We start from the raw sequence: 26,095 nt of genomic DNA on the forward strand, positions 1-26,095 counted from the left end.
CATTGCATTTCGAGGCTCAATACAAGGCTTTCACGCTCGCTGTCTACGCTTCGCAGCCCGGGGTCTGCCCTCCGGACCACGCAAGACTCGCTTCCGGCTGGGGGCTAGCCTTGGCCGGGGAGATCCGCAGGACCTCCATGGGTTCCATCGCAAGGTTTCAGCTTTCTACATGAGCTTCCTCCTCGCCCAGGCTTGCCTGGCGCACCAAAGGCGCAAGCAGAGAAGGAGGAATGGGGCGCAATCCGCAGTGCGATCACGACGACTCACGAACTCTGGTTCGTCCTCACCCATTCTCTGGCTTTTTTGCGCCTTTGCGCCTTTGCGCCTTTGCGTTAAATTCTGATCACCACGAGACCGCCGCGGCCGACAGGACATCCGGCCCAATCTCCTCGTGAGATCGAAGAAAAGATAAGCCAAGCACACACCAGCCGTCGTCCCTGGCAGCAGGCACATCGCGACGCCTCGGCCGCGCGCAACAGGGGCGCTGCCAGCCGCCGAGGACAGAGAGCTTCCCCCGAGAGCGACTCCGGGTCAAGCAGCGGCGATGACGCGCGGACAGCCAATGTCCTTGCCGTCGTGCCGCCGTGGCGCGCCGCGGATCACCCCTTCAGGCCGGTGCGGGCGACACCCTCGATCACGTACCGCTGCGCGGCGATGAACACCGCGAGGACCGGGACGCTCGCCACCACCGCGCCCGCCGTGACGAGCGCATAATCGGTGGCGTGGGCCGCCTGCAGCAGCGCGAGGCCGGGCGATAGCGTCAGCTTCTCGGGGTTGAACAGCACGTAGATCGGCCAGAGAAAGTCGTTCCAGTTGCTCAGCAGACTGAGCACGGCCAGCGTGGCCAGGGCCGGCTTCGACAGAGGCAGCACAATTTTCCAGAAGACCTGGAGACGGCTTGCGCCGTCGAGCGCGGCCGCCTCCTCGAGCTCCCTCGGGAGCCCGAGGAAGAACTGGCGCAGGAAGAAGACGCCGAACGCCGAGGCGGCCGGCGGCACCACGAGCGCCGGGAGGCTGTCGAGCCAGCCGAGGGCCCGGACGATCAGGTAGTTCGCGGGCAGGAACAGGATCGGCGGGATGAACAGCGTGGCGACGGCCGCGGCGAGCACGAGCCGCTTGCCGCGGAACTCCATGCGCGCGAGCGCATACGCCGCCGGGGCCGCCGTGGCCAGCACGAGCAGCGCATGGGCCACGGCAGCCAGGACGCTGTTCAGGAGCCAGCGGAGCACCGGCGCCCCGGAGCCCGAGCCCGCGAGCGCCTCGTAGCTCTCGAGCGTCGCCCGCGCGGGCAAGAGCGTGGGCGGCACCGCCGTCGCCTCCGGCGACGACTTGAGCGAGGTGAGCGCCATCCAGATCACCGGAGCGAGGTAGACCACGGCGAGGAGGAGCAGCGCAGCATACGACAGGACACTCCCGATCTGCCGGCGGCGGACAGGGCAGCTGTCGTCGAGCAGCCGGCGCCTCATCGAGCGTCCCCGCCGCCGCGCCGGCCGAAGAACAGGAGCAGCATGCCGAGGTTCACGAGCGCGAGGAAGAACGCCTGGACGTAGCTCATGGCCGCCGCGGCGCCGAGGCGGAAGTTACGGAACCCCTCCTCGGCGATGTACATGATCGTCGTGCGCGTCTCGCTGCCAGGCCCGCCCCCGGTCATCAGATAGGCCTGTCCAAACATGTTGGCCGACCCGAGGACGGTCATCGTCACGACGAACACGAACACCGGCCTGAGCCCCGGCACCGTGACGTGGCGGAGCTGCTGCCAGCGGGTCGCGCCGTCGATGCGGGCAGCGTCGTAGAGCTCCCGGTGGATGTTCTGCAGCCCGGCCAGGTAAATCACGGCGTTGTAGCCGAGCGTCCACCACACCGTCATGCCCACCAGCGAGACCCACACCCACGGCACCGCCGTGGTCCAGCCCGTGTCGGCGGGCAAACCCACCTTCCCCAGCAGGTGGTTGATCACGCCGAGGTGCGGGTCGAGCAGGAGCCGCCACATCAGGGCCACGACCGCCACGCCGAGCACGTAGGGGGCGAAGAACATCGCCCGGAAGAACGATCGGCCGGGAAAGCGCCGGTTGAGCGCGAGGGCGAGCAGCAGCGGGAGCGTCACGAGGACAGGCACGCTCAGCGCCGTGAACAGCGCCGTGGCCCGCAGCGCGCGCCAGAAATTGCCGCGGATCGGCGAGCCGGATCGGAACAGATCCGCGTAGTTGTCGAGGCCGACCCACGGCCGCGACGGCAGGTAGGGGTCCCAGTCGTGGAGGCTGATCCACACGCCGAGGACGATCGGCGCCGCGACGAAGAGGCCGAACAGCACGAGGTACGGCGCGAGGAACAGGTACGGAGCCCACCGGCGCGGCCGCGCGAGGCCGCGCTCGCGGAGCCGGCCGACGCCGGGGGCGCTCTGCGGGGCGCCGTCCGCCTCGACCTGGCCGGGCTCCACGAGGGGGACGTCGACCGTGTTCACAGGGCCCTCGCGAACTTCTTCAGGTTGGCCGCGAGCAGCGCGTCGGCCTCGCGGGCGGCGCGGTTCAGGGCCTCGCGCGGCGCGGCCCGCAGCAGCACGGCCTCGTTCACCGCGAGATCGAGGGTGGACGCGCGCACCGAGTCGATCCCGGCGATCGCCGGCGGGAAGCGGACCACCGGCAGCTGCTCGGCGAAGATCGCCTGCTCCGTCATCCGCCGGAACGCGGCGCTCTCGCGCGCCGCCCGCCGGGCCGGCACCATGCCGGCCTGCGCCCACTCGAGGGAGTGCTCGCTCAGCCAGGCGAGGAACACCACCGACGCCCTCAGGCGGCGCTGGCCGGCGCCGGTCGCCGGCTGCCGCGGGAGCACGAGGTGGTGCGCGTTGCCCCAGACCGCCGGCTGCGCGCCGATGACAGGCACCGGGAGGACGCCCCACCGGAGCCCGGGGATCGCCCTGTAGATGTTGATCATCCAGATGCCGTTCCAGAGAAAGGCGTTCCGGTTGTTGGTGAAGGCGATGCTGTCGGCGTCCTGGCCGACGTCGCGCGGGCTGTAGCCTCGCCGGATCAGCTCGAGCATGAAGCCGAGCGCCTCGACGCCGGCCTCGGAGTTGAACATCGCCCGGGCGCCGTCCTCCGAGAACAGCTCGCCGCCCGCCTGCCACAGGATCGACTGGAACATCAGCCCGCCGGTGAACAGGACCGGCGACACCCACGATCCCTGGATCCCCCTCTGCTTGAGGTGCTCGAGGACCGCCAGGTAGTCGCGCCGGGAGCGAGGGAGCGCGGCGTCGTCGAGGCCGGCGTCGGCCAGCAGGACGCGGTTGTAGTAGAGCCCGAGCGGGTGAATATCGAGGGGGACGCCGTAACGGCGACCCCGGAAGACGCCGGCGTTCCAGAGCGTCTCGGAGAAGTCGGCGGCGCCGAGGCCGAGCGCCTCGGTCACCTCGTCGAGCGGGAGGATGGTGCGGTGGACCGCGGCCGTGGCCAGCTGGTCGGCGTGCATGGCGGCCACGTCGGGGCCGCTCTCGCTGTCGACCGCGGCCGGCAGCTTCTGGTAGAAGTCGGCCCAGCGGTTCACGCTCATCCGCACCGTGATGTTGTCGTGCTCGCGGTTGAACCGCTCGATGAGCCGCTGCATCGGCGGCCGGTCGCCCCCGGTGAAGCCCGTCCAGAACGAGAGCTCGACGGGCGGGCCCGCGTAACCCCGGCTGCCGCCGGCGGCGATGGCCGCCTGCTCGCGCACGTCGACCGGCTCACCACGACAGCCGAGCAGCAGGAGGCCCGCAGTCGCCCCCACGCCGGCGAGGAGCTCGCGACGACCCGGCAGCCGCCCGGCATCCCCCCGCGCAATCGGTGCTCGCCCCCTCTGCATCTGCCCTCGGCTCACGCAATCCCACCGCGGAGGGCTCGCTTCCGGCGTGTTGCCCGCGTCCGAGCCGAGCCGCAGCTCACCCCGGTCCCCCGGCTGGCACGGCCATTTACACCTGTGTCACCCACCGTCCACAGGAATATTCCCCGAGCGCAGGGGCGACCACACGACTGTCGGATGTTGCCGTGTTGTTCGTTCTTCGATCTTGAGATTTTCTCCGTCGGTGTCGCCGCTCACCAGGTTCATGTCGACCAGGCAAGCTCATCGACGGCTGCGCGGCCTGCGGCGCGCGTTCGCGCCGGCCGCAGGGCGCGCCCGCCTCTGCCAGGAGATGAGCCGCGGGGCCGCGGCGGGCCTCCGCGCCCCGCTCACATCGAGAAGCCGTCGCCCTGCCCCACCGCAGGACCGTCGCCCTGCCCCTCCGCCGAAGGGGCCTGTCCCTCCGCGGAAGGGGTCTCCCCCTCCTGGAGCTCCTCCACCGCCTTCGCGTGCTCGGAGAGCTCCGGCAGCGTGGAACGGTCGTAGTCGGGCGCGACCCAGAAGACCTCGGGCGCGGGCTTGTACTCGCTCGTATAGCGGCGCTCGTCGGCCCTGCCGTCCTTGTAACGGAGCGTGACGTGGGACCTCACGTCGTATCCGCACGAGCCCTTCTGGTGGCGTTTCACCTTGCCCTCGGAGAGCTCGGACTTCACGTAGATGCGGCGGATGAAGTCGTCGGTGTGCTCGGCCGAGATGCGGTGATCGACCTCCGCCACCGGGTCGCCGCCGAGGATCTCGACGCGGAGCACCGTCGGTTCCGGCAGATAGGCGTGGATCATGACCGGGAACGGGAGCGTGTTCCTGATCTTCAGGTCCGACTCCGGGTAGGTCACCATGGCGTCGAGCCCCATCGGGATATAGGCGCTCGGGCGGGAGTGGCTCTGTCGGTCCGGCGTGTCGAGCGCGCCGAAGAGCGACGCGGCGTAGAGCGTGCTGGAGACCTGGCAGGTCCCCCCGCCGTAGCCGGGGACGGTCTCGTCGCCCAGGATCTCCGGCGCGATGGTGAAGCCGTTCTTGCGCGTCCGCGGGCCGACATGGGCGTTGAACGAGAAGATCTCGCCGGGAGCCACGATGGTGCCGTCGATCTTGGACGCCGCGGCCTTGATGTTGACGGCGCGCCCGGCCTCCTTCCCGTGCCGCTTGAACTTCGTCTCGTACGCCGCGACGACCCGGCTGACATCGACGCTCACCAGATCGTCGACGCCGACCGCGGGCGCGATGTACCGGACCGGGAGCTCGATGAGCTCCTCGTCGTCGTGGTCGCCGGCCCGGAGCGCCGCGAGGGAGGCGTCGATGTCGAGCTCGCGGCCGGCCTGCTCCGGGATCTTGCGCCGGTTCGCGAGGTCGAGCCGCGCGTCGACGGGCATCCGGTAGACCTGCGGGGCGAGCCGCTCGAGGAGCGCGCGGGCCCTCGCCTCGTCGACGGCCCACACGAGCGGCACGTCGATCCCACCGCGCCGCGCCCGCCGGGCCTCCCGGAGCCGCCGCGCCCAGGGGCCCTCGTGGCCGACGCGCTGCGCCGCCGCGAGCGTCTCGCCGACGTCGATCGCGACGCCCACCTCACCGAGCGTCGAGATCAGCTCCACGTCGTCGTGATGGAGCCGGACGACGCGCGCGCGCAGGGCGTCGCGCCTCGCCTCGAGCCAGGCCGCCGGCGAGGCGCCGTCCGGAAGGAAGCGCTCGCCGATCGAGAGGCCGCCGACCACCGGCGAGGCCGGCAGCGCGTCGCGCACCGCCAGGGCGGCGCCCACGCCCGCCGACCCGCCGAGCGCCAAGACAAAGACGAGGGCCCTCGTATCCACGGCAGCTCGCCATGGTAGCCGGATCGCGGACGATCTGGAAGATGGCTACGCCGTCAGCCGCAAAGAGAAGAGAAAAAACGCAAAGGCGCAAAGGCGCAAAGGCGCAAAGGCGCAAAGACGCAGGAGATTTTTCCCCTTCTCCTTGCGTCTTTGCGCCTTTGCGCCTTTGCGTTTCAATCTCTCCCTCCAGAGAGGGCTCGCGGCGAGCCCAGAGCCGTCCGCCGGGCGGCCTCAGCCGCCCCCGACGAAGTGCACGATCTCGACCACGTCGCCCTCGGCGAGCTCGGCGGCCGTGTGCTCGGCCCGCGGCACCACCTCGCCGTTGCGCTCGACCGCCACAGGCCCCTCGGTCAGCCCGAGCAGCTCGACGAGCCTCCGCACCGTGAGCGCCGCCGGCACCTCGCGCGCTTCCCCGTTCACCGTGATGTTCATGGCCTCTTCACCTCGTCCACCGCGCCGCCATCGCGCCTCGCCGCCGCCCCCGGCTCGCCGGCCGCGGTCGCCGCGGCGAGCGCCGCCCGGAAGCGCCTCGCGTTCTCCACGTAGCTCGCGGCGCCCAGCCTGCCGAGCTCGGCCTGGTCCGGCCGCACCTCGCCCATCACCTGGGCCGGGTTGCCGCGCACCAGCGACCGCGGCGGGATCACCTTCCCCGGCGGCACCACCGCGCCCGCGGCGATCACCGAGCCCTCGCCGATCACGACGTTGTCGAGCAGGATGCTCCCCATCCCGATCAGGCACCCGTCGCCGACGCGGCAGCCGTGCAGGATCGCGCCGTGCCCGATGGTCACGTCGGCGCCGACGATCGTCTCCGAGACGCCGCTCGTCAGGTGCAGGCACGCGAGGTCCTGCACGTTGGTCCGCGCGCCGATGCGGATCGCGCCGATGTCCCCGCGCAGCACCGCGCCGAACCACACGCTCGCCTCGTCGCCGAGCGTCACGTCGCCGATCACCGTCGCGTTCGGCGCGAGGAACACGTCGCGCCCGAGCCGCGGCGACGCCCCGCCGAAGTCGAGGACGAGCGCCACGTCAGCCCCCCTCGGCGGCGACCACCGGCAGCGAGCGCCGCGCCGGCCCCGGCTCCGCGCCGCCCCGCTGCCGCGGCCGGGCCGCGGCCCGCGCCGCCTCCGTGAGCTCGGCCTGCAGCGAGTGCTTGTTCGCCCGCGCGATCGAGACCTCGACGACGTCGCCGAGCAGATCGAGCTCCGCCGCGCCCTCGATGTGCGCGATCTCGTGGCGCCCCGTCCGGCCCGACCAGAGCGCGCCGCCCTGGCCGCGCGCGCCGCCCGCGCCGCGCTCCTTGTCGCGCCCCTCGACGAGCACCGCCTGCGTCGTCCCCACGAGGCCCGACAGGTGGGCGGCGAGCAGCGCCTCGCTCGCCTCGAACAGGCGCGAGAGCCGCTCGCCCTTCACGCCCTCGGGCACGTCGTCCGGCAGCTTCAGCGCGGGCGTGTGCGGGCGGCGCGAGTACTTGAAGCCGAACAGCCCCTTGAAGCCGACCTCGCGCACGAGCGACAGCGTCGCCGCGAAGTCGTCCTCCGTCTCGCCCGAGAAGCCGACGATGATGTCGGTCGAGAGCGTCAGCCCCGGGACCGCCTCCACGAGCGCCCGCGTCCTCGCGACGTACTCGGCGCGCGTGTAGCGGCGGATCATCCGCCGGAGGACCCGATCGCTGCCCGACTGCACCGGCATGTGCACGTGGCGCGGCAGCACGGCGAGCTCGGCGTGGGCGAGGACGAGCGAGGGCGTCAGGTGCCGCGGGTGCGGGCTCGTGTAGCGCAGGCGCGCGAGGCCGGGGACGTCGGCCGCGACGCGCCGGAGCAGCGCCGCGAACTCGCTCTCGTCCGGGTCGTCCGCGCTCGCGCCGGGGGCCCGCGGCAGCGCGCCGAGCGGATCGCGGTAGCTGTTCACCGTCTGGCCGAGGAGGGTGACCTCGCGCGTCCCCGCGGCCACGAGCCCCGCGATCTCGGCGACGATCTCGTCGCTCGACCTGTAGCGCTCCGGCCCGCGGGTGTGCGGGACGATGCAGAACGAGCAGCGCTCGTCGCAGCCCTTCATGATGGTCACGAACGCCGTCGGCGCGGCGCGCGACGAGGACGGCGGCGACGCCACGAGGAACCGGGGCGCGTCGAGGTCGAACACCGTGCGCGCGACCGGCAGCCCGCCGAGCGCGAGGTCGCCGAGCAGGCCCGGCAGCTCCTGGATGTTGTCGGGCCCCACCACGACGTCGATCGTCCGCATCTGCTTGAGGAGGCGCTCCCCCTCCTGCTGCGCCACGCACCCGGCCACGACGACCACCCGGTCGGTGCGCTCCCGCTTCCAGCGCGCGAGCCGCCCCACCTCGCTCCGCAGCTTCTGCTCGGCCTTCTCGCGCACGCTGCACGTGTTGAGCACGAGCACGTCCGCCTCCTCGGGGCCGCCGGCCTCGGTGTAGCCGGCGCGGCGGAGCACGTCGTGCATCCGCTCGGAGTCGTGCACGTTCATCTGACAGCCGAACGTCGTGATCGAATACCGGGGCATTGAAGCGACGAACCCTCTAACAGAAGGGGCCCGAGGCCGCCACCTCCCGCGCGGGAGGCGCCTCCCGCGCGGGAGGCGCCTCCCGCGCGGCGCGGCGCCTCCCGCGCGGCGCGTGGCACGCCGCCTTCCCGCGCGGCGCGCCGCCTCCCGCGCGGCACGCCGGCACGGGCGGGACAGATGCGGCGCCGGCTCGGTGACCCCAAGTGTCGCGCGCCGCCGAAAGGACGCAGAGCCGGCGCGATATCATGGTAAAAATCGGGCCGGGAGGAGACGCGATGGCGAAACTGGAGAACCTGGTAGAACTGCTCGATCGCTCGCTGAAGCTTCATGGCCCCCAGCCGATCTTCGGTACGAAGACCGAGGGCCGCTGGGACTGGATCACCTATGCCGAGTTCGGGCAGCTCGTCGCCAAGTTCCGCGGCGGTCTGGCGTCGCTCGGCGTCCAGCGGGGCGATCGGGTGGCCCTCATCTCCAACAACCGTGTGGAGTGGGCGGTCTCGGCCTATGCGTGCTTCAGCATGGGCGTCGCCGTCGTGCCGATGTACGAGGCGCAGCTCCCGGGAGAGTGGGCGTTCATCATCAACGACTGCGAGGCCGTGGCCGCGATCGTCGCGACGCCGCAGATCTACGGCAAGTGCAAGGATCTCCCCGAGAAGGCGCCCTCGCTGAAGCACCTCGTCTGTCTGTTCGAGCCCGGCGGGGCGGGAGACGGCGTCCCCGGCGCGCGGACCACCTCGTACAAGGAGCTCCTCGCCGCGGGCGAGGGGAGCCCGGCGCCGGCCATCCAGCCGACGTCGAAGGACACGGCGTGCCTCATCTACACGTCGGGCACAACAGGCAATCCCAAGGGGGTGATCCTCTCGCACGGCAACATCGCCTCCAACGTCTGCGCCGTGCTGGATCTCATCCCGTTCGGCAGCGGCGACCGGAGCCTGTCGTTCCTCCCGTGGGCCCACTCGTTCGGCCACACCGGCGAGCTCCACCTGATGATCACGGTCGGCGCGTCGATGGCGCTGAGCGAGTCCGTCGACAAGATCGTCGCGAACCTCGCCGAGGTGCACCCCTCCGTGCTGATGAGCGTCCCGCGGATCTTCAACCGCATCTACGAGGGCGTGCAGAAGCAGATGACGGAGAAGCCCGCGCTCATCCAGAGCCTGTTCCGCGCCGGGCTGCGCGCCGCGACGAAGCAGAACAAGGGCGAGGCCCTCGGCCTCGTCGAGCGGCTCACGCTGGCGGTGGCCGACCGGGTCATCTTCTCGAAGATCCGCGCCAAGTTCGGCGGCAAGCTGAAGTACGCGATCAGCGGCGGGGCGGCGCTCTCCTACCAGGTGGCCGAGTTCGTCGACGCGCTCGGCATCACCGTCTACGAGGGCTACGGCCTCACCGAGACGTCGCCCGTCGCCACGGTGAACTACCCGGGGGCCCGCCGCCTCGGCAGCGTGGGCAAGGCGATCCCGGGGGTGCGGGTCGTCATCGACAAGTCGGAGACGCACGATCCGAAGCAGGGTGAGATCGTCATCTACGGCCCGAACGTCATGGTGGGCTATTACAAGCGCGACGAGGAGAACAAGGCCGTCTTCACCGAGGACGGCGGCTTCCGCTCAGGCGATCTGGGCTACCTCGACGACGACGGCTATCTCTTCGTCACGGGCCGCATCAAGGAGCAGTACAAGCTGGAGAACGGCAAGTACGTCGCGCCCGCCCCGCTCGAGGAGAAGATCAAGCTGTCTCCGCTGATCAACGGCGCGATGATCTACGGCGACAACCGCCCCTTCAACGTGGCGCTGATCGTGCCCGAGATGGCGGCGCTCACCGAGTGGACGCGGGCCCAGGGGCTCTCGTTCGATTCGCCCGACGCGATGCTGAAGCACCCGCGGGTGGTCGCGCACCTCCAGGCGGAGGTCGACAAGTACGCCACGGATTTCAAGTCCTTCGAGAAGATCAAGAAGATCGCCCTCTCGGCCGAGGACTTCACCGCGGACAACGGGATGCTCACGCCGACCCTGAAGCTGAAGCGGCGCGTGGCGCTCCAGAAGTACGCGCCCGCGCTCGATGCGCTGTACAGCGGCGCGGCGAGGACCGAGGCGCGCGAGGCCGCGCCGGCCGGCTGATCTGCCGGCGCCTCCCGGCCGGTGGCCACCGCCGCCCCTGCGGTTCCCCTCCCTTTCCCCTCCACGCCCTCTCCCCTCCCGGCGCGCCTTGGCGTAGGCTGGCGCGCGCTGGCGCGGGCTTCACGCCGGGTCAACGGACGGGAGCGGCATGACGACGACAGGCACCCAGAGGCGAACGCTGTATCCCGAGATCGAGCCGTACCGCGCCGGGAGGCTCCGCGTCTCCGATCTTCACGAGATCTATTTCGAGGAGTCGGGCAATCCGCGCGGCAAGCCGGTGGTCTTCGTGCATGGCGGCCCCGGGGGCGGCACCGAGCCGAAGCAGCGGCGCTTCTTCGACCCGGCCGTCTACCGGATCGTGCTCTTCGACCAGCGGGGCAGCGGGAGGAGCACGCCGTACGCGAGCCTGGAGGAGAACACCACCTGGCACCTCGTCGCGGACATGGAGGCGCTCCGCGAGCACCTCGGGATCGAGCGCTGGCAGGTGTTCGGCGGCTCGTGGGGGAGCACGCTCTCGCTGGCCTATGCCGAGAAGCACCCGGAGCGGGTGACGGAGCTCGTGCTGCGCGGCATCTTCCTCCTGCGGAAGCAGGAGCTCGACTGGTTCTACCAGCGGGGCGCGAGCGCCATCTTCCCCGACGCGTGGGAGGAGTACCTCGGGTTCATCCCCGAGGCCGAGCGGGGCAATCTGCTCACGGCCTACCACCGGCGGCTCACGAGCCCCGATCCCACGGTGCAGCAGCAGGCGGCGCGGGCGTGGAGCGTCTGGGAAGGGCGGACGAGCTGCCTGTTCACGAACCAGGAGCTCGTCGCGAAGACGGCAGGACAGCAGTTCGCCCTCGCGTTCGCCCGGATCGAGTGCCACTATTTCATGAACAAGGGGTTCTTCACGTCGGAGACGCAGCTGCTCGACGACGCGCACCGGATCCGCCATGTCCCGACGATCATCGTGCAGGGCCGCTACGATGTCGTCTGTCCGGCGGAGAGCGCGTGGGCGCTCCACCGCGCGCTCCCCGAGTCCGATCTGCGCATCGTGGCGGACGCGGGGCACTCGGCGATGGAGCCCGGCATCCTGCACGAGCTCGTCGAGGCGACCGACCGGTTCCGCTGAGGCGCGCGCGGGCGACCAGGCGCGGCCCCCTCTCGTACACCGACGACCGTATTTATCCCTCCACGACTTCCTGAGGGGCTCTCGCCGCCTCCCGTTCTCCGCGAATTCGTGCTGCGCGAGGTGGATGAGCCTGCTTGATCCGGTGTCGCGGCGTGCAATCCGGTCGAATCTCGCCGGTTTGGGCTCTCCGGCCGCTTGCGATGCGCGGGGTCGGTCTTTAACGTAGACAAAGGGAAGGGTTGATTCCCTGTGGAGGCTTATGGCAAACAAGGCAGCACGGAAGACGTGGATCCTGGTCTCCGACGCAAGCCGTGCCCAGCTCTATCGTGAAGAGCCTGCAGGCAAGGGCTTTACCCTGCTCGAGTCCTACAGTCATGAGGAGAGCCGGGCGCGGGTGCGGGATCTCATGGCAGACGCGCACGGCCGGAAGCCGAACGGCACCCCCGGCGGGAACGGCAACCTCAACGGCGGCGCGGGCGGCCAGTACCTCGGCCGGCCCGGCGCGGCGCCCGACACCGATCCCAAGGAGGTCGAGAAGCAGAAGTTCGCCCAGGAGCTCGCGGAGGTGCTGGAGAAGGGCCTCAACGAGCACGCCTACGATTCGCTGGTGCTCATCGCGCCGCCGCATTTCCTCGGCCTGCTCCGCAACACGGTGACCAAGCAGGTCAGCAATCACATCGAGACGAGCGTCGACAAGGACCTCAGCTGGCTCGACGGCCCCCGGCTCACCGAGCGCCTGCGCGAGCTGCGGGCCCAGTAGCGCCGCTCCCCCGCGCGTCTCTCCGGCCTGTCAGCGCGGCACCGCCGGATCGCTCGCCGCGTCATCGAAGGTGTAGGCGACGCCGAGCCCCACGACGTTCGCGCGGGTGCTGTAGGCGCCCCCGTTGATGGTGTTCGGGTTCTCGGGCGGATTGCCCTGCACCGGGTTCACCTGCGGGAGTCGCGCGTCCCTCGGATCGACCCTCACGTCCGCGGCGAAGGCGTGCGCGTAGCTCGCGTCGAGGCGCCACCTCCCGAGGTGCACGCCGAGGCCGGCCGCCGCCGTCAGCTTCGTCGCGTCGAGCGTGAGGACCGAGAGGTACTCGGGCGGGACGGCGCTCTGCTCGAGGCTCACGCCGGCGCGCAGCGCCCACCGCTTGCCCGCGAGCTCGAAGGAATACTCGCCGCCGAGCCTCGCCGAGAGCGAGCTCTCGAACCGCCGGGGGACCACGACCGGGGGCACGCGGAACGCCTCGGGGAAGCCGGCGACGTTCCGGAGCACCACCCCGTCGGGATCGACGCGGATGTCGTCGTGCATGCCCCAGCCCTCGACGCCGAACCCGAGCTCCACGCGCAGGTCGTCCACGAGCCGCGCCTCCACGCCCGCGCGGAGGATCCAGGGCAGATCGAAGGAGATGTCGGCGTCCTCGCCCTCCTGGACCGCGCGCTCGAAGACGGGCGCCGCGGGGAGCCGCGCCCTGAAGGTGGCCGGCGCGCGCACCCAGACAGGCAGCTGGAAGGCCAGGCCGATGCGCCATCGCGGGGTCGGGATGAAGAGCGCCCCGAGCTGGCCCGTCGGCGCCACGATGGGCCCGACGGTGAGCTCGGAGTGGATGTCCCAGTCCGGATCCTCGGGCGCGCAGAACATCCGCTCCGGAACGCACCCGGAGACCACCATCCGGCTGTTGAGCGAGCCGACAAGCGCGCCTAGCGCGGCGCCGAGGCGCCACTTGGGCGAGGGCGCGTAGGCCGCGCCGGCCCCGAGGAACGCGAGCGCCGAGCCCTCGAGGGTGAACAGCGCGTACCGCTGCGGCGCCGGCATGCCCTTCACCTGCTCCGGGTAGCTGGAGAGGGCCGCGTACGGCGCCCACATCCCGCCCCAGACGACCCATCGCGGGTCGACCCGGAGCGACGCCGCGAGCGTGGGGATCGGCAGCACCGGCGCGCTGCCTGTCACGGGCTCCATCGTCTGCACGAAGCTCGCGCCCGTCGGCTCACCGGTGTTCGGATCGACCTGCCGCACGATCGCCTGGCGCGTGTGCTCGCTGCGCCACTCGAACAGCCCGACGTCGAGCAGGACCTGGGTGCCCGCCTCGTAGACGCCCGCGGGGTTGTAGGCGATCGCCCCGAGATCGTCGCCGCCGGCGATGTACGCCCCGCCGCGCGACGACGGCCGGACGCCGCGATCGGTGAAGTACAGCCCGGCGGCGCCGGCGTCGCCCGGGAGCAGCGCGAGCGCGCCCGCGGCGGACGCCGCGAGGAGCGCGGCGCGGATCGTGGGCGTGTGGACGCGGGTCACTCGCGAGGCCGCTTCTTGAGGATGGTGTAGAGCTGCTCGAGCCCGCGGGTCTCGTCGGTCAGGAAGTCCCTGGCCGTGAGAAGCACCTGCCGGTAGTCCTCCGCCACGAGCGGCTCGCCGCTCGCGGCCTCGACGCGGTGCACGTCCGCGAACGCGTCGAGGAACACCTCGAGCGGCGCGCGGCCGTCATCCATCGGCGTCACGAGCGCCGGGAGGATGTGATCCATCGCGTGATACCTGTCGTACCGATCGTCGTTGAGCGCCCTGAGCGCCTTGAGCCCCGTGTCGGCCGCGCCCGGGCCGCCGGGGTCGCCCGCCGGGGTCAGCGCGGTCGACGCGGCCTTCAGGGCCGGGAGCAGCGTGTCCTCGTCGCCGAGCAGCTGGAGCGCGTCGGCCAGCGTCGCCAGCAGCGCGCGGAGCGGGGCGCCGCCGGCGCCTTCGTCGAGCAGGTAGGTGAGGAACCGCTCGAGCTCCCGGCGCGCCGGCTCGTGGGCGCGGACCGCCTCCGAGACGTCGGCCGCGGCGGCGAACAGCGGGTGGCTCACCAGGTCGCTTACCTCCCTGCCGAGCTCCTTCTGCGCCCAGACGCACCGCCCGGTCGTCTCGCGACCGGGGCAGTGCGCGTTCAGCTGCTCGCGGAGGACGCGCAGCACGAGGGCGCCCATCCTCGGCAGCGCGCGGTTCTTGAACCGGGTCTCCGGCCCGGACCCCTCGACCGCGAGGAGCGCGTCGACGAGCTCGCCGGTGGCGCGCTTCCACTGGCCCTTTCGCGCCATCGCGTCGGGCGCTGCGCTCTGCTCGAAGCGCGCGTCGATCCCGTTCAGCGCGTCGGCGAGGAGGGTGAACGCGGTGAGCTGGTCCTGGGTCCGGCCGTCGGCCCACGTCGCACTTTTCTTTCCCCAGCGGTCGACCATGTCCACGCTGGCCGCGTGGCGGGTGCTGAAGAAGATCCGCGCGAGCTTCTCGATCGCCTGCGCCTTCGTCCAGGTCTGCGCGGCCCCGGGGCCGCGCTGCACCGTCACCGGGGCCGACGGGTCGATCAGCATTCCGGCGAACGCCACCGACGACGCCATGACGTCCTCGGCCTGGAGCGCGTCGGCCATGAGCGGCTCGTAGCTGTTCACCCCCGCCTCCGAGCAGTACGCGGTGTTTGTCGCCGGTGAGCCGGCCTTGATGCACTCCGGCCCGTGCTCCTTGCCGGGCCAGTGCCGGTACGCCGTGCTGAAGAGATCGATCAGGATCTCCTCCCCGGTAGAGTCCGGGGCGACATCGGCGAACGCCTCCACGATGGGGCTCAGGTACGCGCCGAGCCCGAGGCGCTCGATGAGGAAGGTCGTCCCCGGGTGGCGGATCCGGATCAGGTTCTCCGGGGAGCTGCACGCGTTCACGCCCAGCGCGTTCTTCGGGCAGTGGATCGTGCCGGCCGGCTCGAGCGTCCCCGAGATGAACAGGTTCGTCGTCGAGTTCGTCAGGTCCCGCAGCGGGTCGAGATCGACAAGCCCCGGGAACCTGCCCGAGTCGGCCCCGAAGTAGATGAGCCGGCTGAGCGCGGCCGGCGTGGGGTGGCCCGTCAGGCCGTCGATGCCGCTGGACAGCTCCAGCACGGAGTCGGTCACGACGAGATCGAGGGCGGCGGGTTTCACGTCGAGCTCGGCCCGCTTCGGGTGCGCCTCGGGGAGGAGGGAGTCGAGATAGAAGGCCGCCAGGTTGTCGATCTGGAACAGCTCGCACTCCTCGAACTCGAGGAAGGGCACCGTGACCTCGAAGGCGCTCACCGTCGCGCCCTCCTTGTTGCACTGCCGGACGCCGGCGGTGTCGTGCATGAGGTGCATCAGCCGCTCCATGGCCGAGCGGTTGTCGCCGACCCTGGGCTTCCTCGGGTCCACCGGCGTGCGCGGGTCGGCCGTCGAGGGCGCCCCGACCGTGAGGTTGATCGCCGGGCCGTTCAGGACCTCCGGGTCGTACGCGTACTGATCGCGGCTCCGGAGCATCGTCGCGATCGCGTCGCCCGCGTGCTGCGCGCCGCCGTGCGGGGCGAGGAGCGCGTCGCTCGCGAGCGCCTCCATCAGGCGCGCCACGAGCCCCGGCTGCGCGACGGCCCGGTCGAGCACCGCCGCCAGCTCGTCCCAGAGCGGCGCCTCGCCGTCGATCTGCGCGGCCGCCTCCGCGCCCTCGGCGGCCAGCCGGTCGTGCTCGCGGGCGAGATCGCGGATGCGCAGCGCCGCGCCGGTCATGCGGGCGAGCTCCGCCTCGTGGTTCTCGAGCAGATCGATCAGCGTGAGGAGGAGGACGTCCGAGTCCTTGTCGGCGAGCACCTGGCCGAGCGCGTGCGCGAGGTCGGCGAGCGGCGAGTCCTCGCCGCGGAAGCGGCGGTAGACAAGGCAGCCGTCGCACGCCTCGCCCGCCGGCACGATCCTGTCGCTGCGGAAGTCGTAGCGGGCCTCCTCGCGGTCGCCGAAGAGCAGGTACGCGCCGGCGAGGGCGTACATGAGGCCTTCGTGCTCGGTCTTCCACGGCTCGAGGTCGCCCTTGCCCGCGTACCGGGTCCCGTCGACGAGCGGCACGATCGCCCGCAGCGCCGCGCCGAGGAGCGTCTCGGAGGTGTCGACGTAGGCGTAGAGCTCCGGCGACAGGCGCCCGAAGTCGTCCCGCGGCGGCGAGGTGACCCCGGGGATGGCGAACGGCGGGTCGATCGCGAGCGGCGCGCGGCGCTCATCCACGAACCTGCCGGACGCGTCGATGTCGGCGAGCCCGTCGCGGTCGGCGTCGGCGAACGGCGCGGGGACCCCGCCGCCCTGGGGGAGGACCCAGCCGCGCCCGTCGCGGCGGGCGACGAAGCTCGACGGCGGCGAGGCGAACGCGTCGTGCTCGGCGAGCAGCGCCGCCTGCGCGAGCTCCAGGAGCGTGCGCGGGCGGCTCGGCTGCGCGGTGGGCGCGTCGACCGAGAGCGGCGCCCGCTCCTCCGGCGAGAGCGCGCCGAGCGCCTGCTTGCCGGCCGCGAAGAGCGCCTGGAGCGCGGGCGCCCCCGGGCCGCCGGGGCCGATCGTGTCGAGCGCCGCCACGGTCATCGGGCGCAGGCCGGGGTACGCGAGCGCCGCGCGCACCGCGCCGAGCCCCACCTCCGCCGACCGGTAGCCCTGGCGCCCCCAGATCCTGGAGAGGGCGCAGACGAGCTCCGCCCCCTCCTCGGCCCTGTCGCAGTCGATCGGCGCCCGCTCTCGCTGCGTCTCCTTCTCCCCCTCGTCCCGGGCCGCGTTCTCCTCGCTGCCGTGGAGGAGCGCGTCCAGGAGCCGCCCGAGCCCCCGCGTCGAGGCCGGCAGGACCGGCTCGGCCCCGGGGCTCGGGTCGAACGGGTTCGTCTCGTAGAGCGGCGCGATCGTGTGCGACAGGCTCAGGAAGGCGTCGTGCAGCCGGATCTCGCCGCCCCCTTCGCCGGGCGCGAGGTTGTCGATCTCGACGTCGGGCACGGCGGCGTTGACGGCGCGCACGAGGTCGCCGCGCCACCGCGCCATGGCCTCCACCTTGGCCACGCCGAGCCTGCGCGCCCGCTCCGCCCGCTCGCCGGAGACGGGCGGCAGCAGGGAGACGTCGACCTCGTCCTCGTACCGGCCCTCGCGGTCGTAGTGACAGACACCCTGGTACGAGGCGCCTGTGGGGTCCTCGACAAGGCTCGACGCGCCCACGCGGTCGCAGAGCATGCCGAAGACGTCGTCGCCCAGCCCGTGGCCCACCGCCACCGTGGGAGGCGCCCTCCGCGTCGTGTCGAGCGGCTCATGACATGATGCGGCCGCAGCGCCGGACGCGACGAGCGCGGCCAGCCGAAGCCCACAAGCGGCCGAGGAACGCAGCGTTCGTCTGCGCATGGACGACAACCTCCCCGAGACACCTCCAAGGTAGACGATTCCGCTCCAGGTGCGTAGGACTTCGTGCCTGTCGGTGAGGGCGGCGGTGACACAGCGCGCATTCTCCAGGCTCACTGCGCGGCGACAGGGACGGCGGCGGGGCGGAGGGTGATAGGCTGCGGGGCGATGGCGACCGCCCAACCCACCCCGCTCACCGCTGTCGTGCTCGCTGCCGGACAAGGGACTCGAATGAAGAGCGCCCGACCGAAGGTGCTCCACGAGCTCTGCGGCCGGCCGATGATCCACCACGTCGTCGACGCGGCCCTGGCCGCCGGCGCCTCGGACGTCGTGGTCGTCGTGGGCCACGGCCGCGACGAGGTCTCCGGCTACCTCGACAGGGCGTTCGGCGCCCAGGGCAAGAACGTCCGCACCGCGCTCCAGGCCGAGCAGCGCGGCACGGGCGACGCGGTGCGCTGCGCCATGCCGCACCTCAAGGCGACCGCCGAGGCGGTGCTGATCCTGTGCGGCGACACGCCGCTGCTCGATCCGGAGCAGCTCACGCAGCTCCGCGGGGCGCTCGACGGCGCGCGCGACGCGCCGATGGCGATGCTCACCGCGCAGGTCGCCGATCCGACGGGCTACGGCCGGATCCTGCGCGACGGCGCGGGCCGCGTGATCGGCATCCGCGAGCACAAGGACGCGAGCCCCGACGAGCGCGCGATCGCCGAGATCAACCCCGGCGTGTACCTCGCCCGCGGCGCCTTCCTCGAGCGCGCGCTGGCCGGGCTGACGACGGACAACGCGCAGGGCGAGCTCTACCTGACCGACATCGTCGCGCAGGCCGCGAAGGCCGGCGGCGCCGCGGTGGTCGTGGCGCGGGACGCCGGCTCGCTCGTGGGCATCAACGACCGCGCGCAGCTCGCCGCCGCCGAGGAGGTGCTCTACGGCCGCATCGCCGACCGGCTGCGCCGGAGCGGCGTCACGATCCGGACGAGCGCCCGCGTCGACGCCGGCGTGGCCGTCGAGCCGGACGCGGTGATCGAGCACGCGGCGGTGCTGCGGGGGCAGACGCGGATCGGCGCGGGCGCGCGCATCGACGTGGGCTCGGTCCTCACGGACGTGGTCGTCGAGGCGGGCGCCTCGGTGAAGCCGTACACCGTGGCCTCGCAGTCGTCGATCGGCGCCGGCGCGCAGATCGGGCCGTTCTCGCACCTCCGCCCGGACAGCCAGATCGAGGCCGACGCGCACATCGGCAACTTCGTCGAGACGAAGAAGACGGTGGTCCGCAAGGGCGCGAAGGCGAACCACCTCGCCTACCTCGGCGACGGCGACATCGGCGAGGGCGCGAACGTCGGCGCCGGGACGATCTTCTGCAACTACGACGGCTTCCGGAAGCACCGGACCGAGATCGGCCCCGGCGCCTTCATCGGCAGCGACTCGCAGATCGTGGCGCCGGTGAAGATCGGCGCGGGCGCCTACGTGGCGACGGGCACGACCGTGACCCGCGACGTGCCGGACGACGCGCTGGCGATCGGCCGGGTGAAGCAGGAGAACAAGGAAGGCTACGCCGCGAAGCTCAAGGCGCGGCTGAAGGGCGCGGCGAAGACGTAGCGCGCGCGGCGGCGCGACCTCCGGCCCCAGGCCGGCGAGGTCGCACGGCAAGCTGAGAACCGCGAGATATCCTGTTCGAGCTCACGGTGTCTTCCGCTCGAGAGCTCTTGTCGTCGGTGTCGCGAACGCTGCGACCCCTCCCGCCTTTTGGCTGAAACCTGTGCGGTCAGCAGCTACACTCGCGCGCCATGCCTCTGGCCGCCCTGCTCCTCTTGCCATTTCTCGGAAGCGTGCTCACCGCGCTCCTGCCGACGCGGGCACGGTCCGAGCTTGCGGCTTGCGCAGGGTTCGTGTCGGCCGGCGCGGCGGTCTGGGTCATCAGCCTGTTCCCGCGGGTGCGTGACGGGGGAGTGATCCGCGAGACGATCTCGTGGGTGCCTTCGCTCGGTCTCGATCTGGTCCTTCGGCTCGACGGGTTCGCGTGGATGTTCGCCGTGCTCATCACGGTCATCGGCGCCCTCGTCTGTCTGTACGCGCGCTACTACATGTCCCCCGAGGATCCGGTGGCGCGCCTGTACGCGTTCCTCCTCGCGTTCATGGGCGCAATGCTGGGCGTCGTGCTCTCGGGCAACCTCGTTCAGCTCGTCGTCTTCTGGGAGCTCACGAGCCTCGTTTCGTTCCTGCTCATCGGCTACTGGCATCACCGGGTGGACGCGCAGCGGGGCGCGCGCATGGCGCTCACCGTGACCGGCGCGGGCGGGCTCGCGCTCCTCGGAGGCGTGATTGTCCTCGGCCACATCGTCGGCAGCTACGAGCTCGATGTGGCCCTCGCCTCGGGCGACCTCGTGCGGGCACACCCGCTCTACCCAGCCGCGCTCGTCCTCATCTTGCTTGGTGCGCTCACCAAGAGCGCTCAGTTCCCGTTTCACTTCTGGCTGCCGCGGGCGATGGCCGCGCCGACGCCGGTGTCCGCCTACCTGCACTCGGCGACCATGGTGAAGGCGGGCGTATTCCTGCTCGCGCGGCTCTGGCCGGTGCTGTCGGGGACCGAGCTGTGGTTCTGGATCGTCAGCGGCGCGGGCATGACGACGCTCCTGCTCGGCGCGTATATCGCGATGTTCCAGCACGATCTGAAGCGCGTGCTCGCCTATTCGACCATCAGCCACCTCGGCCTCATCACGCTCCTCTTCGGGCTCAACAGCTCGCTCGCCGCCGTCGCCGGCGTGTTCCACATCATGAACCATGCGACGTTCAAGGCCTCGCTGTTCATGGCCGCGGGCGTCGTCGACCACGAGACCGGGACGCGCGACATTCGTCGCTTGAATGGCCTGATTCGTTCCATGCCTCGCACCGGCGCGCTGGCGCTCGTGGCGAGCGGCGCGATGGCCGGCGTGCCGCTGCTCAACGGCTTCCTGTCGAAGGAGATGTTCTTCGCCGAGACGATGTTCTTCTCCGCGCACCCCTCGGTGGAGGTGATGCTCCCGGTGGTGGCGACGATCGCGGCGATCTTCGCGGTCGTGTACTCGCTGCGCTTTGGCTACGACATCTTCTTCGGCCCGCCGTCGACCGATCTCCCTCGCCAGCCGGAAGAGGCCCCGCGGTGGATGCGGACACCGATCGAGCTCCTGGTGCTCAGTTGCCTCATCGTCGGCGTCGCGCCGACGCTCTCCATCGGGCCGTCGCTCGCAGCGGCCGCCCGCCCCGTGGTCGGCGGGACGCTCCCCGAGTACAGCCTCGCCATATGGCACGGCTTCAACCCGCCTTTCGTCATGAGCCTCGTCGCCATCGCAGGCGGCGTCCTTGGGTACCTCTGGTTGCGCAAGCATCAGGAGCAGGGGCGACTCCAGGACGCGCCCTTCGTCGGACGGCTCAACGCAAGGCGGCTGTTCGAGAGCGCGCTGCTCGGGCTCACGCGCCTCTCGCGGAGGGTGCTTCGGCTCGCCGGAACTCGACGACTTCAGACGCAGATGTTCACGATCATCGCGGTCGCGCTCCTCCTCGCGCTCCTCGCGGCGCGCGGCGTCCCGCTGGAGTGGGGCGACCGGGACCGGCTCCCCGCGTCGCCCGCGTTCGTGCTCTTGTGGGTCATCGGCGCGGTCTGCGCGGTCGGCGCTGCCGTGATGGCCAAGTTCCACAGGCTGATCGCGATCACCTTGATGGGCGGCGCGGGCCTCGTCACCTGCCTGACGTTCATGTGGTTCTCGGCGCCCGACCTCGCCCTCACGCAGATCGTCGTGGAGATCATCACCACCATCCTGCTCCTGCTCGGGCTGCGCTGGTTGCCGATGCGCATCGAAGGAATCTCGAGGCCTGTCACGGCCCGCGACAGGATGCGGCGCGGGCGCGATCTGCTGCTCGCGATCGGCGCCGGCAGCGGCCTCGCCGCGCTCTCCTATGCCATGCTGACCCGGCCGGCGCCGCACAGCATCTCACCGTTCTTCCTCAGCCGCGCGCTGCCGGAGGGAGGAGGCTCCAACGTCGTCAACGTCATGCTCGTCGACTTTCGCGCCTTCGACACGCTCGGCGAGATCACGGTCCTCGGCGCGGTCGCGCTCACGGTCTACGCCCTCCTGCGCCGCTTTCGACCGCCCCCGGAGAGCATCGAGCAGCCCCACCAGCAGAGAGCTTTTCCGGCCGACGTCGTCACCGACCTCGTGAAGCCGCGCACCGCCGAGGACGCCGCGCGCGGATACATGATGGTGCCGGCGGTCATCGCGCGCCTGCTCCTGCCGGTCTCCGTCCTCGTCGCGGCGCACTTCCTTCTTCGTGGGCACAACGAGCCAGGCGGCGGCTTCGTGGCCGGCCTCGTCGTCGCGATCGCGATGCTCATGCAGTACATGGTCTCGGGGGCGCTCTGGCTGGAGGCGCGCGCGCGCCTCCGTCCGGTGCGCTGGATCGCCGTTGGACTGCTGCTCGGGGCGATCACGGGCCTTGGCGCGCTCGCCGTCGGCTATCCCTTTCTCACGACGCACACCGCGCATGTCAGGCTGCCGCTGGTCGGCGAAGTCCACCTGCCGAGCGCCACCTTCTTCGACCTCGGCGTGTTTGCGGTCGTCGTGGGAGCGACGCTCCTCACCCTCACGGCGCTCGCTCACCAGTCGCTGCGTGCCCACCGGCGACCGACACAGAGCCCGGCGCCGTCGACGAGCGAGGGCACGAGCTAGATGGAAGCCCTGCTCGCGCTCGTCATCGGTGTGCTCGGCGGCTCCGGGATCTGGCTCGTGCTGCGCCCGCGAACCTTCCAGGTGATCATGGGGCTCACGTTGCTCTCTTACGCGGTGAACCTCTTCATCTTCAGCATGGGGAGCATCTTCATCGACAAGCCACCGCTCGTGCGACCTGGCGTGCCTGCCGATCTTCAGCACTACACGGATCCGATGCCGCAGTCCCTCGTGCTCACGGCCATCGTGATCGGCTTCGCGACCACGGCGCTCTTCCTCGTCGTGCTCCTCGCTTCGCGCGGCTTCAGCGGCACCGACCACGTGGATGGAACGAGGGAGGAGCCATGATCGAGCGCTTCCCGCACCTCATCGTCGCGCCCGTCGTGCTGCCGCTGATGGCGGCGGCCCTGTTGCTCCTGCTCGGTCAGAAGCGCAAGCGCGCCAAGTCGATCGCCAACGTCGGCGCGGCCTTGGCGGGCCTCCTCGTGGCGCTGGAGATCCTGCGCGGCGCCGACGCCGGCGGTCCGTCCGGCGCCGCCCGTGTGGTCCTCATGTCGAACTGGGAGGCGCCCTTCGGGATCGTGCTCGTCGCCGACCGGCTCTCTGCGCTCATGCTGGCGCTTGTCGGGGTGGTGAGCCTCTGCGCCGCCCTCTACGCGGAGGCCGCGTGGGGTCGCGCGGGCGCGTACTTCCATGCGCTCTTCCAGATTCAATTGATGGGGCTCAACGGCGCCTTTCTCACGGGAGACCTCTTCAACCTCTTCGTGTTCTTCGAGGTGATGCTCGCGGCGTCGTATGGCCTGCATCTTCATGGATCCGGCTGGCCGCGGGTGCGCTCGGGGCTCCATTACATCGCGGTGAACCTGCTCGCGTCGTCGCTCTTCCTCGTCGGCCTCGCGGTGCTCTACGGCGTCATGGGCACGCTCTCCATGGCCGACATCGCCGAGAAGATCGCGCTCGTCCCGGCGCGCGATCGCGGGCTCTTGCACGCAGGCGCGGCGGTCCTCGCCGTGGCGTTCCTCATCAAGGCGGCGATCTGGCCCCTCAACGCCTGGCTGGTGCCGGCCTACTCGGCCACGAGCGCGCCTGTCGCGGCGCTCTTCGCGCTGATGACCAAGGTGGGCATCTACGTGCTCATGCGCTTGTCGACGCTGTTCTTCTCCGCGGGCGCTTCAGCGCAGTTCGGCGGGACCGTCCTGCTCTACGCGGGGCTCGCGACAATCGCCTTCGGCGCGATCGGCCTCATGGCCTCCATGTCCCTCGGGCACATCGCGGGCTTCTCGGTGATCGTGTCGTCGGGGACGCTCCTCGCGTCGCTCGGGACGGGGACCCCCGCGGTGACGTCGGCGGCGCTGTTCTACATGCTGAGCGCCACGCTGGCGGTGAGCGCCCTCTTCCTCCTCGTCGAGCTTGTGGAGCGCATCGGCTCCGATGGACAGCGGGTGCCGGACCTCGACGTGGAGCCGGGCGAGGACACGAACCTCGATGACGAGGAGGCGCCGCTCGTCGCCCGAGCGTTTCCGGTGTCCATCGCGCTGCTCGGCCTGGCGTTCATGGTCTGCGCGCTGCTCGTCGCAGGGCTGCCGCCGCTCTCGGGTTTCGTCGCGAAGATGTCGTTGCTGACCGCCCTCCTGTCGCCCCGAGGGGGCGGCCCCGCGAGCGCCGGCGCCCCCGTCCCGCCCGCCGCGTGGATCTTCTTTGGGCTGCTGCTCCTCTCGGGGCTCGCGGCCACCATCTCCCTCGCGAGGGCGGGCATTCGATACTTCTGGTCGTCGGGTGGGCGGCTCCCGCCCCGCTTGAAGGCCGTCGAGGCCGCCTCTCTCCTCGGCCTCATCCTCTGCTGCATCTTGCTCACGCTGTTCGCTGAGCCGGTCCTGCGCACCACGAGCGCGACAGCCGCTGGATTGCACTCGCCGAAGGCGTACATCGAGGCCGTCCTGTCGATGAGGCCTCGTCCGGGCCCGACGCGTCCCGTGATCGACGAGGAGGAGGCGCCGTGACCTTCCTCGGGAAGCTCGTGCCCGCGCCGCTGCTGTCCGCCGCTCTGTTCGCGTTGTGGCTGGCGCTCGCGCGCTCCACGAGCGTGGGCCAGGTCGTCCTCGGGCTAGGGCTCGCGCTGGCGGTGCCGCTCCTCACCTCGACCCTGCGACTGACGAATGTCCGGGTGCGGCGACCGCTGGTCGTCGTGCGCTTCATCCTGAGGGTCGGCTACGACGTCTTGCTCTCGAACTTCGAGGTCGCCTGGGACGTTGTCAGGTGGCGATGGCGGCGACCGCGGTCGAAGTTCGTGATCGTGCCCCTCGATCTGCGCGACCCCCTCGGGCTGGCCGCGTTATCCATGGTGACGACCGTGGTTCCGGGCACCGTGTGGTCGGAGCTCGCGCTCGATCGCCGCGCGCTCTTGCTGCACGTGTGGAATGTCGGTGATGAAGGCGCCTTCGTCGCCCGTTTCAAGGCTCGCTACGAGGAGCCTCTCAGGGAGATCTTCGAATGAGCGCACTTCTGTCCGGCGCAATTGCCTTCGCGCTCGGCTGCTACGCCGTCGCGTCGGTCCTGGTGGTCATCAGGCTGATCCGGGGGCCGCGGGCGCAGGATCGCGTGTTCGCGCTCGACTTGCTCTACTTCCACGCGATGCTGGTCATGCTGGTGCTCGGTATTCGTCACCGGAGCGACACGTACTTCGAAGCCGCGCTGTTGATCGCGCTCTTCAGCTTCGTGAGCTCATCCGCGATGGCGAAGTTCATCCTGCGCGGGGAGGTGATTGAATGAACCAGCTCCCCCTCTGGGTCGAGGCGGCGGTCGCTGCGCTGCTCGTGTTGAGCGGCCTGTTCGTGGTCATCTCCGCGTTCGGGTTCCTGCGCCTGCCGGACTTCTTCCTGCGCATGCATCCCCCCGCGCTGGCGTACACCTTCGGCAGCTGGTGCGTGACGCTGGCGAGCATCCTCTACTTCTCGATGATCGAGTCCCAGCTCGTGCTGCACCCGTGGCTCATCATCATCACGCTCTCCATCACGGTCCCTGTGACCACGCTGCTCCTGGCACGCGTGGCGCTGTTCCGCCGCCGCGCCGCGGGAGCAGCCGACACTCCGCCTCCGCTCACGCTACGCCGCGACGCCTGAGGGCGGCTCGAGGCCGGGAGGCTACTCGGCGTCGCCGGCCGCGGCGCTCTCGGCGACCGCGCCGTCGCGCAGCGACGGGATGGTGTGACCCATCCGGAGGCGCTTCGCCTCGAGGTAGGGCGCGGAGAACGGGTTGGCCGGGACGAGGACCGGCGAGCGCGAGGAGATCCGCACGCCGAGCGCGCTGAGCCCCTCCACCTTGTCCGGGTTGTTCGTGAGGAGCCGGATCGACTCGATGCCGAGGTGGTCGATCATCGCGGCGGCGGGCTCGTAGCCGCGGGCGTCGTCGGGCAGCCCCAGGATGCGGTTCGCGTCGACCGTGTCGTGGCCGAACGCCTGGAGCTGGTACGCGCGGATCTTGTTGGCGAGCCCGATGCCGCGCCCCTCCTGCCGCAGGTAGAGCACGACGCCGAGCCCGCGGCGGCCGATCTCGGCCTGGGACGCCTCGAGCTGCTCGCGGCAGTCGCACTTCAGCGAGCCGAACACCTCGCTCGTGAGGCACTCGGAGTGGACGCGGAGGGTGACGTCCGACTTGCCCCGCACGTCGCCCATGATCAGGGCGACGTGATCGGGCGAGAGCCCCTGCTCGTGGGTCGTCGTTCCACCCCAGTGGAACACAAGCATCTGGAAGACGCCGTGCTTGGTCGGCACGGGCGCCTGGGCGCGAATATCGAGCTGAGGCCGGATCGCCGTCGTCGGGACGTACATCTCGCTCTCCTGGTGGAGGAGTCCT

20 protein-coding genes are annotated in these 26,095 nt (G+C 71.1%); 10 read left to right on the plus strand and 10 right to left on the minus strand.

Features of this window, described 5'->3' with window-relative positions; translation table 11 throughout:
• Positions 1-599 precede the first annotated feature (599 nt).
• From WME75_RS28245 to miaB, 7 genes are all read right to left on the minus strand, one after another.
• Positions 600-1,466 (minus strand): carbohydrate ABC transporter permease, encoded by an 867-nt coding sequence (locus tag WME75_RS28245; protein ID WP_437477340.1) that lies wholly within the window; start codon positions 1,464-1,466, stop codon positions 600-602.
• Complete coding sequence (locus WME75_RS28250; protein WP_437477343.1) at positions 1,463-2,461, minus strand: carbohydrate ABC transporter permease; 999 nt, start codon at positions 2,459-2,461, stop codon at positions 1,463-1,465. The genes WME75_RS28245 and WME75_RS28250 overlap by 4 nt, the downstream gene beginning before the upstream one ends.
• The gene (locus WME75_RS28255; RefSeq protein WP_437477346.1) at positions 2,458-3,759 is read right to left on the minus strand and encodes an ABC transporter substrate-binding protein; all 1,302 of its coding nucleotides are present in this window, start codon (positions 3,757-3,759) and stop codon (positions 2,458-2,460) included. Before WME75_RS28255 ends, WME75_RS28250 begins: the two co-directional genes overlap by 4 nt.
• A gap of 440 nt (positions 3,760-4,199) precedes the next feature.
• Entirely contained in the window at positions 4,200-5,672 is a 1,473-nt protein-coding gene (locus tag WME75_RS28260; protein ID WP_437477349.1) for a VanW family protein, read from the minus strand.
• 231 nt (positions 5,673-5,903) lie between these two features.
• A complete protein-coding gene (gene thiS, locus WME75_RS28265; RefSeq protein WP_437477351.1) occupies positions 5,904-6,104 on the minus strand; it encodes a sulfur carrier protein ThiS in 201 nt (66 codons plus the stop codon).
• Positions 6,101-6,697, minus strand: a complete 597-nt coding sequence (locus WME75_RS28270; RefSeq protein WP_437477354.1) for a gamma carbonic anhydrase family protein — start codon at positions 6,695-6,697, stop codon at positions 6,101-6,103. The genes thiS and WME75_RS28270 overlap by 4 nt, the downstream gene beginning before the upstream one ends.
• A 1-nt stretch (position 6,698) precedes the next feature.
• Positions 6,699-8,189 carry a tRNA (N6-isopentenyl adenosine(37)-C2)-methylthiotransferase MiaB gene (gene miaB, locus WME75_RS28275; protein WP_437477357.1) on the minus strand — a complete coding sequence of 497 codons (1,491 nt, stop codon included), beginning with the start codon at positions 8,187-8,189 and terminating at the stop codon, positions 6,699-6,701.
• A 275-nt stretch (positions 8,190-8,464) separates the two neighbouring features.
• On the opposite strand from miaB, the gene WME75_RS28280 reads away from it, so the two are divergent.
• The 3 genes from WME75_RS28280 to WME75_RS28290 all read left to right on the plus strand — a co-directional run bounded on the left by WME75_RS28280 (position 8,465) and on the right by WME75_RS28290 (position 12,171).
• A complete protein-coding gene (locus tag WME75_RS28280) occupies positions 8,465-10,300 on the plus strand; it encodes an AMP-dependent synthetase/ligase (protein WP_437477359.1) in 1,836 nt (611 codons plus the stop codon).
• A 148-nt stretch (positions 10,301-10,448) separates the two neighbouring features.
• The gene (gene pip / locus WME75_RS28285) at positions 10,449-11,411 is read left to right on the plus strand and encodes a prolyl aminopeptidase (protein ID WP_437477362.1); all 963 of its coding nucleotides are present in this window, start codon (positions 10,449-10,451) and stop codon (positions 11,409-11,411) included.
• Positions 11,412-11,670: 259 nt separating this feature from the next.
• Positions 11,671-12,171: a host attachment protein gene (locus WME75_RS28290; RefSeq protein WP_437477364.1), complete on the plus strand. Its 501-nt coding sequence runs from the start codon at positions 11,671-11,673 to the stop codon at positions 12,169-12,171.
• Positions 12,172-12,201: 30 nt separating this feature from the next.
• Here WME75_RS28290 and WME75_RS28295 read toward each other — a convergent pair whose 3' ends face one another.
• Positions 12,202-13,689, minus strand: coding sequence for an OmpP1/FadL family transporter (locus WME75_RS28295; RefSeq protein ID WP_437477367.1), 1,488 nt, complete (start codon positions 13,687-13,689; stop codon positions 12,202-12,204).
• Positions 13,686-17,552 carry a hypothetical protein gene (locus WME75_RS28300; RefSeq protein WP_437477370.1) on the minus strand — a complete coding sequence of 1,289 codons (3,867 nt, stop codon included), beginning with the start codon at positions 17,550-17,552 and terminating at the stop codon, positions 13,686-13,688. The genes WME75_RS28295 and WME75_RS28300 overlap by 4 nt, the downstream gene beginning before the upstream one ends.
• A 165-nt stretch (positions 17,553-17,717) precedes the next feature.
• Between WME75_RS28300 and glmU the strand changes: the two genes are divergently transcribed.
• The 7 genes from glmU (at position 17,718) to WME75_RS28335 (ending at position 25,362) form a co-directional block, all read left to right on the plus strand.
• Positions 17,718-19,142, plus strand: coding sequence for a bifunctional UDP-N-acetylglucosamine diphosphorylase/glucosamine-1-phosphate N-acetyltransferase GlmU (gene glmU / locus WME75_RS28305; protein ID WP_437477373.1), 1,425 nt, complete (start codon positions 17,718-17,720; stop codon positions 19,140-19,142).
• Positions 19,143-19,330: 188 nt separating this feature from the next.
• Positions 19,331-22,246, plus strand: coding sequence for a monovalent cation/H+ antiporter subunit A (locus tag WME75_RS28310; protein ID WP_437477376.1), 2,916 nt, complete (start codon positions 19,331-19,333; stop codon positions 22,244-22,246).
• Positions 22,247-22,591, plus strand: coding sequence for a Na+/H+ antiporter subunit C (locus WME75_RS28315; RefSeq protein WP_433927340.1), 345 nt, complete (start codon positions 22,247-22,249; stop codon positions 22,589-22,591).
• Entirely contained in the window at positions 22,588-24,243 is a 1,656-nt protein-coding gene (locus WME75_RS28320) for a monovalent cation/H+ antiporter subunit D (protein WP_437477379.1), read from the plus strand. The genes WME75_RS28315 and WME75_RS28320 overlap by 4 nt, the downstream gene beginning before the upstream one ends.
• Complete coding sequence (locus WME75_RS28325) at positions 24,240-24,737, plus strand: Na+/H+ antiporter subunit E (RefSeq protein ID WP_437477382.1); 498 nt, start codon at positions 24,240-24,242, stop codon at positions 24,735-24,737. Before WME75_RS28320 ends, WME75_RS28325 begins: the two co-directional genes overlap by 4 nt.
• Positions 24,734-25,012 (plus strand): K+/H+ antiporter subunit F, encoded by a 279-nt coding sequence (locus WME75_RS28330; protein ID WP_433927343.1) that lies wholly within the window; start codon positions 24,734-24,736, stop codon positions 25,010-25,012. Before WME75_RS28325 ends, WME75_RS28330 begins: the two co-directional genes overlap by 4 nt.
• Entirely contained in the window at positions 25,009-25,362 is a 354-nt protein-coding gene (locus tag WME75_RS28335) for a Na+/H+ antiporter subunit G (RefSeq protein ID WP_437477384.1), read from the plus strand. The genes WME75_RS28330 and WME75_RS28335 overlap by 4 nt, the downstream gene beginning before the upstream one ends.
• A gap of 21 nt (positions 25,363-25,383) precedes the next feature.
• Here WME75_RS28335 and ribA read toward each other — a convergent pair whose 3' ends face one another.
• Positions 25,384-26,070: a GTP cyclohydrolase II gene (ribA, locus tag WME75_RS28340; protein WP_437477387.1), complete on the minus strand. Its 687-nt coding sequence runs from the start codon at positions 26,068-26,070 to the stop codon at positions 25,384-25,386.
• Positions 26,071-26,095: the final 25 nt, after the last annotated feature.

The organism is Sorangium sp. So ce1014, assembly GCF_051521505.1.
In the GTDB taxonomy this organism is placed as follows: Bacteria; Myxococcota_A; Polyangia; order Polyangiales; family Polyangiaceae; genus Sorangium.

What these genes read in the sequence shown, in the direction of transcription:
- ribA (WP_437477387.1), bottom strand. Translation starts at nt 26,070, where the DNA reads ATGTACGTCCCGACGACGGCGATCCGGCCTCAGCTCGATATTCGCGCC.
- miaB (WP_437477357.1), bottom strand. Translation starts at nt 8,189, where the DNA reads ATGCCCCGGTATTCGATCACGACGTTCGGCTGTCAGATGAACGTGCAC.
- WME75_RS28245 (WP_437477340.1), bottom strand. Translation starts at nt 1,466, where the DNA reads ATGAGGCGCCGGCTGCTCGACGACAGCTGCCCTGTCCGCCGCCGGCAG.
- WME75_RS28335 (WP_437477384.1), top strand. Translation starts at nt 25,009, where the DNA reads ATGAACCAGCTCCCCCTCTGGGTCGAGGCGGCGGTCGCTGCGCTGCTC.
- WME75_RS28280 (WP_437477359.1), top strand. Translation starts at nt 8,465, where the DNA reads ATGGCGAAACTGGAGAACCTGGTAGAACTGCTCGATCGCTCGCTGAAG.
- WME75_RS28310 (WP_437477376.1), top strand. Translation starts at nt 19,331, where the DNA reads ATGCCTCTGGCCGCCCTGCTCCTCTTGCCATTTCTCGGAAGCGTGCTC.
- glmU (WP_437477373.1), top strand. Translation starts at nt 17,718, where the DNA reads ATGGCGACCGCCCAACCCACCCCGCTCACCGCTGTCGTGCTCGCTGCC.
- pip (WP_437477362.1), top strand. Translation starts at nt 10,449, where the DNA reads ATGACGACGACAGGCACCCAGAGGCGAACGCTGTATCCCGAGATCGAG.
- thiS (WP_437477351.1), bottom strand. Translation starts at nt 6,104, where the DNA reads ATGAACATCACGGTGAACGGGGAAGCGCGCGAGGTGCCGGCGGCGCTC.
- WME75_RS28290 (WP_437477364.1), top strand. Translation starts at nt 11,671, where the DNA reads ATGGCAAACAAGGCAGCACGGAAGACGTGGATCCTGGTCTCCGACGCA.
- WME75_RS28320 (WP_437477379.1), top strand. Translation starts at nt 22,588, where the DNA reads ATGATCGAGCGCTTCCCGCACCTCATCGTCGCGCCCGTCGTGCTGCCG.
- WME75_RS28330 (WP_433927343.1), top strand. Translation starts at nt 24,734, where the DNA reads ATGAGCGCACTTCTGTCCGGCGCAATTGCCTTCGCGCTCGGCTGCTAC.
- WME75_RS28300 (WP_437477370.1), bottom strand. Translation starts at nt 17,552, where the DNA reads ATGCGCAGACGAACGCTGCGTTCCTCGGCCGCTTGTGGGCTTCGGCTG.
- WME75_RS28315 (WP_433927340.1), top strand. Translation starts at nt 22,247, where the DNA reads ATGGAAGCCCTGCTCGCGCTCGTCATCGGTGTGCTCGGCGGCTCCGGG.